General features: G+C 31.5%; 10 protein-coding genes. 6 read left to right on the top strand and 4 right to left on the bottom strand.

The genetic code is table 11. From position 1 onward, the window contains the following. Positions 1 to 52: 52 nt before the first annotated feature. Together REB14_RS00375 and REB14_RS00370 are read right to left on the bottom strand one after the other, a co-directional pair. Positions 53 to 958, bottom strand: coding sequence for a DMT family transporter (locus REB14_RS00375; protein ID WP_309521208.1), 906 nt, complete (start codon positions 956 to 958; stop codon positions 53 to 55). A gap of 197 nt (positions 959 to 1,155) precedes the next feature. Then, positions 1,156 to 1,551 (bottom strand): VOC family protein, encoded by a 396-nt coding sequence (locus REB14_RS00370; protein ID WP_079241784.1) that lies wholly within the window; start codon positions 1,549 to 1,551, stop codon positions 1,156 to 1,158. 533 nt (positions 1,552 to 2,084) lie between these two features. On the opposite strand from REB14_RS00370, the gene REB14_RS00365 reads away from it, so the two are divergent. The 6 genes from REB14_RS00365 (at position 2,085) to REB14_RS00340 (ending at position 9,512) form a co-directional block, all read left to right on the top strand. Further along, the gene (locus REB14_RS00365) at positions 2,085 to 2,285 is read left to right on the top strand and encodes a hypothetical protein (RefSeq protein ID WP_309521207.1); all 201 of its coding nucleotides are present in this window, start codon (positions 2,085 to 2,087) and stop codon (positions 2,283 to 2,285) included. A 144-nt stretch (positions 2,286 to 2,429) separates the two neighbouring features. Beyond that, positions 2,430 to 3,587, top strand: coding sequence for a tyrosine-type recombinase/integrase (locus tag REB14_RS00360; RefSeq protein WP_309521206.1), 1,158 nt, complete (start codon positions 2,430 to 2,432; stop codon positions 3,585 to 3,587). Next, complete coding sequence (locus REB14_RS00355; protein WP_309521205.1) at positions 3,577 to 5,043, top strand: site-specific integrase; 1,467 nt, start codon at positions 3,577 to 3,579, stop codon at positions 5,041 to 5,043. The genes REB14_RS00360 and REB14_RS00355 overlap by 11 nt, the downstream gene beginning before the upstream one ends. After that, positions 5,036 to 7,117, top strand: a complete 2,082-nt coding sequence (locus tag REB14_RS00350) for a hypothetical protein (RefSeq protein WP_309521204.1) — start codon at positions 5,036 to 5,038, stop codon at positions 7,115 to 7,117. Before REB14_RS00355 ends, REB14_RS00350 begins: the two co-directional genes overlap by 8 nt. After that, entirely contained in the window at positions 7,104 to 7,499 is a 396-nt protein-coding gene (locus REB14_RS00345) for a hypothetical protein (RefSeq protein ID WP_309521203.1), read from the top strand. The genes REB14_RS00350 and REB14_RS00345 overlap by 14 nt, the downstream gene beginning before the upstream one ends. A gap of 831 nt (positions 7,500 to 8,330) precedes the next feature. Beyond that, positions 8,331 to 9,512, top strand: coding sequence for an IS256 family transposase (locus REB14_RS00340; protein WP_425248761.1), 1,182 nt, complete (start codon positions 8,331 to 8,333; stop codon positions 9,510 to 9,512). Positions 9,513 to 9,644: 132 nt separating this feature from the next. On the opposite strand, the gene REB14_RS00335 is transcribed toward REB14_RS00340, so the two are convergent. Together REB14_RS00335 and REB14_RS00330 are read right to left on the bottom strand one after the other, a co-directional pair. Continuing rightward, positions 9,645 to 13,343, bottom strand: coding sequence for a M1 family aminopeptidase (locus tag REB14_RS00335; protein ID WP_309521201.1), 3,699 nt, complete (start codon positions 13,341 to 13,343; stop codon positions 9,645 to 9,647). Next, positions 13,336 to 14,220: an ABC transporter ATP-binding protein gene (locus tag REB14_RS00330; protein WP_309521200.1), complete on the bottom strand. Its 885-nt coding sequence runs from the start codon at positions 14,218 to 14,220 to the stop codon at positions 13,336 to 13,338. Before REB14_RS00330 ends, REB14_RS00335 begins: the two co-directional genes overlap by 8 nt. Between the last annotated feature and the right edge of the window lie 470 nt (positions 14,221 to 14,690).

Raw genomic sequence — 14,690 nt, 5'->3', positions numbered from 1 at the left:
TTATTTAAGTACAAATTTATAATTTTAGGTAAAAAAAATAACCGCATATAAACTATTTTAGAATGTTTTTATTTATATGTCGACGTTTAATGTTTTTTTTCTTAATAGAAATTACCGTCTGCAAAACCACGGAAGCAATAATAAATACCAATCCTATGTAAAACGAAAGATTCACTTCTTTGCTTTCTCCGAAAAATAAGAACGCCATAATAATAGCATACACAGGCTCCAGATTGTAGGTTAAGTTGACGGTAAATGCCGGAATTTTCTTCAAAACCTCTGCAAACATCACATATAAGCCAACGGTACAAAAAAGCGATAAAACGCCCAAATAAGCTGTGTTTTTTAAGTCAGGAACTATGCTATCTGACTTAAAATAGAGGAGATATACGGGCAAAAACGCTCCCCAGCATAAAGTGCCGGCAATCATCTGATAATAGTTGATGATTTTGGTATCAAAATGACTCACCAGACGTTTGTTATAAATCGTATACAAAGCCCCGAATGCCGATGAAAAGACACCTAATATAATCCCAAACTGATAGGAAGTATCAAAATGAAATATTAAACTGATTCCTGCAATAGTTAATGTACTGAGAAGCAATTCTGAAAGTTTGAATTTCTCCTTATCAAGAACAGGTTTGAATACGGCTGTGAAAAAACTTGTCAGGCAGTAGCATACCACACCAATGGATATGTTGGCATATTTTATACTGGCATAAAAAAGAAGCCAGTGTAACGTAAGCAGTAAGCCGGCTTTTGAAATCTGAATTTTCGACCGGAAAGGAATATCCGTTGGGATTTTCAAGAGTCTTACAATAAAGAACAAAATAATAGAGGAGAAGAGGAGTCTGTACCAGACCAGTAAACCTTCGTTAAGAGTGATCAATTTCCCGAATACACCTGTAAATCCGGCCAGAATTACGGCCAGATGTAATAATAAATATGATTTTTTCATTAGAGAATGAACTGTAAAATTGGAATTAATATTTTTGTTAGAATGTGAAGCACGAAAAACTAGGTCGTTAATAAGTTAACGACATGAGTACGCTTCAAATTAGATTGAAAATATTAAGGTGCCGGAGGAGGCAGACAGTTCGAGCGGTTCATATTGATCTGTTGAATGTCAAATATAGGGAAAAATATGTTGAAAGTCTACATAAAAAATACATTGAATTTGTGTCCATCCGGATCTGCAAATACAAAACCATAGTAGTTTTCTCCAAAGCTCTCAGGCTCTGAAACAATGGTTCCACCAGCATTTTTTACTTCTTCAGCCCATTCATCCACCTGATTTTTACTTTCTGCAGAAAGGGTGAATATAATTTCGTTGGAGCTTTGCGGATCTCCAAATTTCATGCTTTTCAGGTTGTTTTCTATGACATTTTTTAAGAAAAAGTGAACAATCAGTTCATTTCCAGCCATAAAAAAACTTACCAGCTCATTGGAACTGTGAGGATTATTGGGTTTGAATCCCAGCTCAGTATAGAACTTCTGCGTGCGTTCAAGGTCGGTTACGGCCAGATTGGCCCAGATCATTTTAGGTTTCATACTATTTTATTTTTGGTTAGGATAAAGGTATTCTGTTTTTACAAAAGAAAACCTGCCATGTGGCAAGATTTTGTATTTTAAGATCAGTAAGAGACTTTGAACGGCTCCAATTTAACATAACATAATGAAATTATAATACATGAATAAGAGTATTGCAGATTAAGATTAAGCAGTTAGGAGGAAATACAGAGGCTTTAGATCTTGATCAAAGTTTTGTTGAAAACTGGAAGAGTCTCAGCTTTAGTCATCATCTCTATGACAAAGATTGGGATGTCTATGGTATAGACAGTATTATGAAGAGTATAAAGATTTATATGCAGCGAATCAGAAAAGTTTTTATAATAACATACTGGAACATTATTTTTGTGACGATGAATTGCCGTGCGGTCAATATTTTTTTTAAGATTGGATTTTCACGCCATTTAAAAAAAACTCAGAGGATTATGAAGAACTGGATGGACTTGTAGAGGAATATGAAGTAAAAAAAATCGTACAAGGTAAAGAGATGGATTTTATCTGTATATTTTATTCTTATGGATATCCTGATCATTTTTTTGTGTGCACAACAGATCCTGACCAGAATAATCCAACAAATCTACGGAACGGATCATGAAATGTATTTTCAGGAAATTGAGAATGAAGAAAAGCTGGAAGAGTTTCTGGATCGTTTTATGACCCAGGAAGAGTTCTTAGAAACGGTTAAAGAATATTTGATAGGGAAAATGACAGAATAAGAGATTCTCAGGCGGTTAATTACTCTATTTCTGGATAATAATAAAAGTCCTATAATTTATATTATGTTAAATGAGATGTAGTGTTTATTTTGTTCATATTCATAAGGTATTTAAATTTAATAAATATTTACTAAATTTAATATATTGAAAAACAGAGTAATTAATATCGGAACTAAGTCATTAGTAATACTTTTAAATGAAGATGGCTCTCCGGCCTTTTTACCTAATTTATATATTATTTCTTCTAAAATTAATCTTTCTGAAAAGAGACTTTCGTATATCTGTACTGTCATAAGACGAGCAATAAATTTCTTTAATGAGGAAAACTTAAATTTAGAAGAAATGTTAATCAATGGAGATTATGATTGTTTGTTAAAAAAAATATCAAAATTCTATACTGATTATCTACAGGTATATAACTTAAGTAATGAGGCTTATAATAATCATGTTTCACTTTTAAAAGAATATTTTATATGGGCACTTAAGAGATATTTATCAAGAAGCTTAAATTATTTTGATAATAAAGAATTTTATATTATTTATTATAATAAAATTGAGAATACTTTTTCTTTTTTGGAAAGAAATAAAAAGCATAAAAATTTAGGATTTAAAAATATTGAAGACAATTATATAGTTGATCTTTTAAATTTTTTAGAAAATAAAAGTAAATTAGATTGTACTAAATTTAAAGATTACTTAATTATAAGATTATTATTAGAAACGGGTATTAGAATTGGTGAGTTACTTAATTTAAAGACAACTGATATAATTTTTGGAAAAAAAAATTCTTATATTAAAATTTTACAAGGCACTACTCTATTAGATACAAGGTTTGATAAGCCACGGATAAAAAATTCACAAAGTAATCGAATTTTATATATTTCAGATGAATTATCACATTTACTGCATTACTACATAATTACATTTAGAAGAAATGTATATAAAACTAAGAGTAAAAAAATAATTCACTCTTTTGTTTTTATAAGTAAGTTCGGGTATCCCTTATCAAAAAGTTCAATTCAATATTTATTTAATAAAATAAACAATGAATTAATGAATTATGAATTAGATATAGAGAAGTTAACACCACATAAGCTAAGACATACATTTGCTTATAATTTTTTAAAATATCTAGTTGAAGAAAAAAATATTGAACTAGAAAGAGCGAAAGATGAGCTAAAACAAATTTGCGGCTGGAAACCATCATCCCGAATGCCTGAACTATATGCTGGTAAATATATTTGGGAAATAGCAAATAGTCATAACATTAATAGAATAAATGATTATTATAATGGGAAATAATAAAATTATTGCTTCATCTCAAAATCAATTACCAGAAGTAACAAACTATGAATTTAATACCTGTAAAGATATATTTATTAACAATACACCTGCAGATATTGATAATAAATGCTATTGTCGTGATGACTTGTGGAGGTGGCCTTTGCAGGGACGAATCTATAAGCTTGATTGGAGGAAGTTCTATTTTTCTAATGAATTGAAAGAATTACTGAAAGGTTATATTTTTTATAGATTACAAAATAAGTCTCCTTACACGGTTGTAAGTATGGATATTTACTTTATACGTTACTTAAGCAAATGTTCGGAATTACGGAATTTTCCATGGTCAAAAGAATTGTTAATTTATCATTTAGGTCTTTGTGAAGATATACTTTGTTCTTTAAAATTATTTTATAAATGGTGTCTTGTACAGAATATAAAAAACTTTACCAAAGAAACTTTTGAAATAATTTGTGATTTTAAAGCTTCAAAAAAAATACCATATCAAAATATTTTTCTAAGGCAAAATTATATTGAGGATTCTAAAATTAAAATAATAATTAATAAGTTAAATCAACCTATTGATTTAACTAAAGCATTTGATTTACAAATTCGAATACTTATGAGACTTTGTTTTGAACTTGCTCCTAGACCGTCACAAATTTATGTTCTTAATAACGAAGATTTGAAAATTTTTAAAAATGAAAATATATATTATTCTATTACTTTAACAATGACAAAGAAAATATCATTAAAAAAGTATGATAAAAGAACAAGGGCAGTTAGTTCTAAACTAGGATTTGAAATTAGTAAATTGATTTCTATGAATAAAGAATTAGGTAGCACTTCTAATGCACTATTCATTAATTTAAAAACAAAAAAGAGGTATTCTTCAAATAAAATAGGTTCATTGATTATTCAAGGTTTAAAAGATATAGAGTTAACTTCAACAGCACTTAGACATAATCTTGCACAGTCATTAGCAGATCAAGGTGCATCGGCTGAAATTATTGCCGATATAATGGGGCATAACTCTACTGTTCCTGCAAGAGCATACATTGCCGCTACCCCCAAAATTGCTGAAATAAAAACGAGAGCTTTAGGGAAAAATAATAATTATATTGATATAATGAAAATGTTCACCACGGGGAAGATTATCAATAAATCTGATATTGAAAAAGAAAAATGGGTCAAAGGCATTGCTGGTATGCAATATATTGGTGAAATAGGTGGATGTACATTGGATAAGATTTGCCCCAAAAATCCAGTTTATTCTTGTTATACATGTGATAAATTTAATCCTTTTAAAGATGGTGAACATAAGAAAGTATTAAAAGGATTACAAGAAAATATCCAAAAATTTATTGATATAGGAACTAGTTCTGGGGATGTAAAATATAACCGTACAATTGGGCAGCTTGAAGACACAATTATTGCTGTCAAAAAGATTATTAACTACATAAAAGATTATGAATAATATAAATGTATGTTATGAAAACTTAGTAAATTTTGTAGAGAAAGAAAAAGTATTCTTTAATAGTCTCCCAATTAGTGATAGTTGGGATGCTATGCAATGGAATACCAAAGAATGGCTGTTTCACAGAGGAAGTGATCATCACATTAATTTTAATCTTTATAAGTTTAAAACCAGAGTTTTAGATTCTCAAATGCCGAAAGAATTTGGTGATTTTACAAAAGCTTTGGCAATCTATCTGTATAGATCAAAAAAAGTCGGATTTATGGCAATAAGAAACTATGTGATTGCATGTAGACAATTATCTGTTGTTTTGAAGAATAGAAATGAGGTTTCCCCTGTACAGCTAACAAAATGGCATTTCGATCAAGTTATTGATGATTTAAAGGAAAATAAATTTAAAAAAATATATGAAGCAGCGGCTAATTTGAAAGTAGTAGCTGACTTATTAGACAAATTAAATATAACTCCCCTAGCAATAAATTATATTAATTGTGAGAAAAATAATCATTATTATCATGATTATAAAAGTTTATCAGAATTAAACTCTGAAGATGATAGAATAGGTAAAGAAAAACTTCCTTCTTATGACGCAATGGTTGCTTATGCAATTTGTACTAATAAACCAATTAATAATGATGAAAAAATTCTTCTTAGAACAATTGACCTTCTAATTGCAATGGGACAAAGAGCAAATGAGGTAACATATATTCCATATGATTGTTGGGTTGAAATAGAAAAAAAAGATGAGAATGGGAAAATAATATTAGATGCTAAAAAGAAACCAATTAAAGATGTAGGCATAAGATATTATGCTGAGAAGAAATTTGAATCACGAGTTCACTGGCTTGCAGAGCAAGATATCCAATTTGCATATCGAGCAGTCAATGATTTAAAAGTGCTTACAGAAGAAGTACGAAAAGTTGCAAAGTTTCAAGAGCAATATAATCGAATGTGGAAATATGACAAGGATGAAATTATTTCAGATGTTAGATTATTGCAATATTTAGGATTTCAAAATACGTATAATCTTAGTTTATACTTAAAAAGGAATAATATTCCAATACATTCTATTGATAAAAAGATTAAGCACCCCATTAATAATTCTGGAAAAAGAATATGCCAGCATTATTATTTAGCAGGTGATATTGAAAATTTATTTTTCAAAAAATATGAAAGCAACATCATATTGAAAGATAATAATAAAGTAATTCTTAGAGTTGGAGATTTACTTTCTATAAAATTTGAAGGTGCATTTAGGTTTAAGAGAAAAGCAAACACATTTCGAGTTGTTCCTTGTAAGTTGACATTAGAAGATATAAATGCGGCATTAGGGAGTGGTTCTAAAACAGAATCAATTTTTGAAAGACGTGGTTTAAAAGAAGCAGATGGGAGTAAAATAAAAATTACAAGCCACCAGCCAAGACATTGGAGAAATACTTTGTATGAATTAGCAGGAATGTCAAATATCAACCAAGCTTTGGCATTAGGAAGGCAGTTAATTGATCAAAATACAGTATATAAACATTTAACAGTTAAAGAGACAACACAAGTACATAAAGACTTTATTACGTTTAATTCAGTTGCAGAGAAAATTAATTTTCTCCGTACAGGTATTAGAGATAAGACAATTATTGGAGATTTAACAGATACTTATCATAAACTAAAACAAAGTCAAGGTCTGGTAATAGCTGAGGAATTTATTAGTACCCATACAAATGCATTACATATTACTCCTTTTGGTGCATGCTCTAATGATTTTAGCCTAAGTCCATGTCCAAAACATTTGCAGTGTTGGAATGGTTGTAATAATCTAAATTTGACCGGATCTAAGCATGAAATTGATAATCTAAATAAGCTAATTGATAGTACTGAAAAAGCTTTAGAGCAAATGAAAAATCAAGGTGAAGGAGACTTTGGATCTGATATCTGGATTTTAGATATCGAAAAAAAATTGTCAAATATGAAATTTGTTCAGCAGTTAGCAACTAAGGGTGTAAAGCATCAATTATTTCCTAATGGAATTGATTTTTCGAATACGAATAAAAAAACGGATTTAATTAATGGAAAAAAATAAGAAGTTAAGAGGAGAAGAAATTGATATTCATCTTAAGAAAATTTTAAATGAAATGCTAAATGATGGATTTGCTCTCTCTCCTATTTCACGCTCAGTTATTTTAAAAAAACTTGGACTAAAAAGTCGTAGTACATTGTTGTTAAATAATAGAGCCGAATTAATTGATAATGCCAGAATAACGCAGCTGAAAAATATAGGGTTAGATTCTACAGGTAAAAGAAAAAGGAAAAATTTACAGGAACAGCTTGATTATTATAAGGAAAGACTTGAAGAATCTGAAAAAGAGAAAGAAGTTTTAATTCTAAAAATGGCTGCAATAATTTATAACCTAAATGCCAAGGGGTTAGATGTTGAAGAGATAATGATACCATTGAGAATTTAATATAATTGTCTCTCCTATTCAATTTATATAAACCGAAATCTTTTTATATCTTTGTTTTTAAGAAATTAATATCAAGCGTAAGCTATCGTATTGGTGTAAGAAAACCGCTAATTTTCATAACAATCCAAATTCGATAGACTTACGCCCGTGCCTTATATCGGCGTGGGCTAAGTCTTTCTGGATTGTGGGTTCTTAGCGGTACCTCTTACACAGACTGTGCTTAGTGCCACGCTTTTTATTTAATATATTATTTATTTAATATTAAATAAATTTACTATGGATGTACCTCAGTTTTTAGATTATGAAAAAAAGTTATACCAAGGCATAATTGAACGAATTGATATTTTAATAAACTTGTATAACTATGAAAATAGTTTGCAAAATGATCATCATCTTTTTCCTCAGAACAATTATCTAGATCAGATACTTTTTATAATAAACAAGGAGAATAGATTTCTTCATAATAAAGAAATATCTCAACTTTTTTTAAAGTATAATAAGGAGCACAATGATATTGTAGGACTACAAAGGAAAGATCTCTATTATACTTAATAAAAAGAAAAAAACAATATCTAATTTAGTAAGTTACAAATATTCTAAAGCATATAAAGACACTGTTTGGGGTAAAAAAGAATGGTTGGATGAAAATAATAAACCTAAAGAAAAGCATATGTATAAAGAGAGGAAGAAAGATGATTTTTTAAAATCAAATTGGTAGTGTCTCACTAACTGTGTAAGTTAAAAAGTTATTCTGGAAAATTTTGAGCCCTCATAGCTCAAAAAATTTTGCGGAAATAACTTTTTATTATTTTTAACCATTACATAGTTATGATAGACAAAGAAGACTTATTAAACAACAAGGATTTCTATAAGTCCTTTAAAAATGGGGAAGATTTAACCTCTTTCTTCAAAGAAATGCATAAACGAGCTGTAGAACATATGCTTGATGCAGAATTGGACACCCATCTGGATAATGAAAAGCATCAGAAATCCATCACTGGAAATTACAGAAACGGCCATGGGACCAAGAAGATAAAATCCTCATTTGGCGAATCTGAAATTAAAGTTCCTCGAGATAGAGAAGGTAGTTTTGAACCTGTATTAGTCCCAAAGAGACACAACATCATCGAAGGTTTGGAGAATATTATCATCTCATTTTATGCTAAAGGAATGAGTGTAAGCGATATTGAAGAACAAATCAAAGAAATGTATGATTTTGAAGTTTCTACTTCTACCATCTCACGAATCACCAATGCTGTTGCCAGTGAAGTGGTGAGCTGGCAAAACCGCCCGCTTGAAGATCTGTATCTGATCGTTTGGATGGATGGGATTGTTTTCAAGGTAAGGGAAAATTCCAAAGTCATTAATAAAACAGTTTATCTGGCTGTGGGATTAAATCGTGACGGTAGAAAAGAAGTCTTGGGCATGTGGCTTGGAAAAAATGAAAGTTCAGCCTTCTGGATGGGCGTTCTCACAGATTTAAAGGCCCGTGGTGTAGAGGATATTCTCATCACCGCCACCGATAATTTAAACGGATTTACCCAGACCATCCGTTCTGTTTTTCCTGAATCTCAAACCCAGATCTGTGTGGTCCATCAAATCAGAAATGCCTGCAAATATGTGGTCTGGAAAGACAGGAAAGAGTTCTCTGCCGATATGAAGCATATTTATACAGCCCCAACAAAACAGGCGGCCGAAGCTGCTCTGGGTGATTTTGCAGCAAAATGGGAAAGCAAATATTCTTATGCTATTGCATCCTGGCGGAATAATTGGGATGAACTGACCGTATTTTTTGAATTTCCTTTAGAGATCCGAAAAATCATTTATACCACCAATTTAATTGAAAATCTCAACGGGAAAATCAGAAAATACACCAAAAACAAAATGTCTTTTCCAACGGATGATGCGGTTTTGAAATCTGTTTACCTTGCATTGAAAGAAGCTACCAAAAAATGGACCATGCCAATTCAAAATTGGGGTATTGTTCTCAACCAGTTTATGCTTATTTTTTGAAAAAAGGCTCAGATTATAAAATCCAAGCCCTAACTTTTTAACTTACACACTTTGTGGGATAGTGTCCCAAATAATAAAGCCTGCTTTGTCAGAAAGCAGGCTTTTATTATTTTATATTGTCCCGTCCTGAAATTAATCATCAGAACTCACTGTCAAGCCTACTCCTACGCCTCCAGATTTCTCATCTTCATCGAGATTTACTTTGTTTGGCTTCGATTTGAAGTCGTGAACATTATTTTTCATATTCCGGTCAATCAGTTTTACATAAGGATCTATTCCAGCTTGCAAAGGTTCTTCATCCACTAAGAAAGTAAAGCTTTTCTCAGGTTTATCTATTTTCACTTTTTGTAAAATCAATTCCTTACCTTCAGGAAACTTAATAGATTTTTTTCCAAAGACTCCTATATCAACATAGCCGTTAACAGGAATTTTCTTCGATTTTCCTTGTCCATCAACACGGTACTTTACACTTCCAACCGTCAGTTTTACTTCATATTGTTGCCCAACTTTTTTGTACGAAAGATCCTTAATATAATTTTCGTTCAGCGTGATGGTTTCAAACAAATCTTTGATAAGATATTGCAAACTGTCAGGCGTTTCTTTTTTCAGAAGATTTACAAATTCAACCGAATTGGTGTAAGGTGGCTCTTGAAATTTGGTTTGATTTAAATATTTTTTCAAAATAGAATTCAGCTTTGCTTCTCCTAAATAATCCTTGAGCGCATACATTACGAGGCTTCCTTTGTTATAATGAATGTAATCTTGATTTTCCACCAGCATCAGAGGCATTTCTTTTTTCGTTTCTTTGGTTCGGCCTTTCAAATAATTATTGAGTTCATAACTCAGAAATTTTTTCATGACTGGAGCACCGTACTCATGTTCCATGACCATCAAAGCTGAATATTGTGAGAATGTTTCAGACATCATAGCACTTCCTTGCACATTGCCACCAATGACTTGATGTGCCCACCACTGGTGTGCTACTTCGTGAGCCGTCACATAGAAGGGAACATCTATTTTTTCTGGTTTTTCACTTTCAACTTTAGTCAGAAAGCCTATACTTTCAGAGTATGGAATCGTATTCGGGAAAGATTGTGCAAAAGAAGCATATCTCGGAAACTCGATGATTCTAACTTGCCTGTGCTGATATGGTCCAAAATTTTTGGTGTAATAGGTCAAACTATTTTTGATGGAAAATATCATTTTGTCCAAATTATATTCGTGTCCTTTTTGATAATAAATCTCAATATTCACATTATTCCATTTTGCTTTTTTCACCTGATAATCAGCAGAAAGAAAGGCATAGAAATTAAGAATCGGCGAATCCATTTTATACGTGAAATACCTTCTTTTGTTCGCTTTCCACTCTTTTTGCAGATAGCCCGGCGCAATTGCTATCTGATTATTGTCGGTCGAAATCTGAGTCTGGAAGCGAATCCAGTCAGAATCTGTTGAAATATAATTATTCATTCTAGCTGTCTGGTCGTTCACGTTTGCCAATCTTGGTTTTGGTTTCAAACCATATTTTTTTCGGGCAGAATTTTCCGAAAGTTCAACATCTGAATTATATCCCAAACCAGGCAAATTACCGGAATTAAAGAACGTACCATTTTTCACTATATCTGTTATAGCTTCATTGGCAAACCCTTTTAGCTTGAATTCGTATTTGAAATGAATCGAAACTGAATCTCCAGGCTGAATGGGATTATTGAGTTTAACAAGTTTTAATCCCGATTTTTCATCATTGAAAATTTCTTTTCCTGCACCCGACACTTGTATTTTCTCGAAAGAATAATGACCATCCAAATTATCCGGATATCTAATGACAATGCTGTCAATCGCTTTTTGATGCTTGTTTTTTATGTAGTAATATCCATCCACTTTCCAAGATTGATCTTCTGGTGAAAGATCAATTTTTAAGTTCGAAGAAACGATTCTCGGCTGATCTATTTTTTCTAAATACTTGTATTTTTTCTCATACTCAAATCTCATTTTTTCAGATTCGACCTCTGAATAGTGTGAATTTAAAATGTGGGTATTGTAATAGATAAACGCACCAAGTCCAACCGTTGAGAACAAGAACAAAAACAGTAAAACTTTATGTTTTAATTTGTATGATGTTTTCGATAAAAGATATTTTTTGGACAATCTTTTTTCCTTCCCTCTCGGAAAAACTAAAAGTGCAATGAATAATAAGAACATCATCATCAGAATCCAGTACGATTTCACAATGAAATAGCTGTAAAGCACTTGTCCAAATCCGTTCAAAGCTGAATAAGGAAGTGTTGGACCATTGGAATTGAACCTGTACAAAATGTCATTCATTTCCAGATAATTATATAAAATCGGAAGGAAAACAACTGGGAAAATTGCTAAAAAGAATCCAAAATATTTGTTATTGACAATTAATTGAATAAACAGACTAAAGCCTATCAAAACCAGATAATAAGGCAGATTATAAAGGTCGAATTTCAAATAAGTTAATGGTTCAATATCATAAAATCCTTTATAAAATTGAATCCCTACGCAAATTAAATTAGTGAAAATCTGCATAATCAACACCATCCAAACCATTCCCAAAAACTTAGAAAACATAAGATTGAAATTGGAAACCGTGGTTACGCTAATCAGTTCATCAATCTTACTTTCACGCTCTCTCCCAACGATATTTCCTGAGAAAAAAACAATTAGCAAAAGCAGAAAATAAGATAAACCATCCTGCCCCAGTTCCGCCATTAAAAAAGTGACAGGGATGGATTCTGCATCATACATTGACTTCATATAATTAGAAATTACAATCAACAGAACACCAAAGATGAAAGCAATAATCCTGAAAAATGGTGTATAAACAATTCTTTTTACCTCGAAAAAGGAGAGATAAAAAAGTTCTTTCAGTTTCGCAATCCATCCAAAATCTTTTTGAACATTGAGAATTTCCTGCAATGACCTGTCCGAATTGGCATATGTTTCTTCTAAAACTGTTTTCTTTTTCCCAAACAAAGAGAATGGCTGTAAAAACTGGTTAAAATCAAATTTAAAATACGTTACCCCAACACATAAAAGTGCAATTCCTATCCAAAGTAAACGGTTCCAAAGCAAAACACCAGAAAGTGCAACTGTATTTTCATTTTGTTCGTAAGGTGTCCAATATTCAGTGACTTGTCTCAATGCAAAATTCCCGAATGGATCTATAAGCGAAACAAAATCTTTATTTTCAATATCAGAAAGAATACTATCACTCAATATGGATAACAAAAGCAAAATAACACAGAAAAGATATCCTGCTAAAGTACTTCTGGTAATGGTTGTCAATGAAAAAAATATGGATCCAATGATCAATGTATTGGCTACTGTGAAAACCAGAAAAGGCCAAATATAATTTATAATATTAATAGGGCCTAACTGCGGAGTTCCAACTCCGTAAAGAGATCCAAAAAAATAACCAATCAATATTCCTGAAAAGACATAATTTGCTATCAGAAAATTAGCTGAAAATCTTCCGAAGAAATATCCGGATTTCGTAATCGGCGTTGTGTACAATAAACCATGGAAATTATATTCATAATCCTTCTGGATGGCTGTTGCCATAATACTGATCATTATAATCCCATTAATAAGCACCATAATATTGCCACTCATCCCAACAATTAATCTTGCGATTGCCAAAGAAGAATTTTTAGTTAGAATAGAATCTGAAGTAGAAGTGTCGAATGCACCAGTATTTGCCAACCCTAAGAGCACCCCAAGCGTTAGAAATACAAAAAAATAAATCTGCGTACTCCATTTTTTGAAACCGCTTCTGAGTTCGAAAGAGAATAGTTCCTTAAACATTGCTTGTTATTTTTTTTGTAATACTGGAGAAATACACATCTTCTAAATTAGATTCTACAGGAATGAAATCTGCATTTGGTTGAGATTCCGCAAAGACGCGAATCTCAACTTTCCCTTCAGAAATGTGTGTAGAAATAACATGGTATTGCTCTTTCGCAATTTCAACTTCGGATTTATCAATTAGTTTTTTCCAGATTTTTCCTTGGAATTCATTTATAACGCCTTTCGGAGTTCCGTCTAAAATAATTTGTCCTGAAGTCAGAACAACCACACGATTACATAAATTTTTCACATCATCTACAATATGAGTGGAAAGAATAACGATTGTGTTTTCTCCTATTTCACTCAGGAGATTATGGAAACGGTTTCTCTCCATGGGATCTAGACCAGCAGTTGGCTCATCAACAATGATCAGTTTTGGATTTCCTAAAAGTGCCTGAGCAATTCCGAAACGCTGTCTCATTCCACCAGAATATTCGCTGACGTTTCTTTTTCGGGCTTCAAAGAGATTAGTTTGATGAAGCAATCCTTCTACGATTTCCTTTCGTTCAGATTTTCTTGAAATTCCTTTAAGAATCGCAATATGATTGAGAAGTTCTATGGCATTCACTTTCGGGTAAAAACCAAAATCCTGGGGAAGATATCCCAGAACTTTTCGAAGTTCTTCTTTTTGGGTCAAAGCATTTAGATCTCCCAGAAAAATTTCTCCACTATCTGGTGCTTGCAAGCCTGCAATCGTTCTCATCAATGAAGACTTTCCCGCACCATTAGGACCAAGTAATCCGAACATTCCTTTGCTAATCGTAAGATTGACATTATCCAAAGCCTTCAAACCATTTATGTAGGTTTTACTAATATTATTTACTTTTAATTCCATAATTGTATTTTTTGAATTATTATAATTTGATTAGACAATTATTATTGTTATTTGTTACAAAAAATAATATTTTTAATCTATGCTACTCTGAAAGCTATAATGCACCGACCTCTGCTAACTCACATACAACAGCTCTTAATCTAACCAATGATGATCTTATTGCAGAAAAGGGCAACATGTAGGATTTCAATATCTAGTAATTGATCGGAAATACTTCTATAGATTATTAGTTCTCATTATTCAACATTAATATTAAAGACAAGCTGAAACAATTGTGGAGAACAGAAAAATAAAGGACTTGAAATGAATGAGGATATACCTATACATCTAAAAATTCCTTCATAATAAAATACGTCTTTTAATAAGTTATACCTACAGTGATTTTAAGTATTCCAAGTTCAGTATCTATCTGAAAGAGTACGCAACTGCCACTATAGTAAATCTTTATGATAATAAAAATGTAGTAGGAG

The sequence above is a fragment of the Chryseobacterium metallicongregator genome (genome assembly GCF_031324065.1).
Lineage (GTDB): Bacteria > Bacteroidota > Bacteroidia > Flavobacteriales > Weeksellaceae > Chryseobacterium > Chryseobacterium metallicongregator.
Note: the sequence above shows the minus strand (reverse complement) of the source record. Positions and strands in the feature narration are given on the sequence as shown.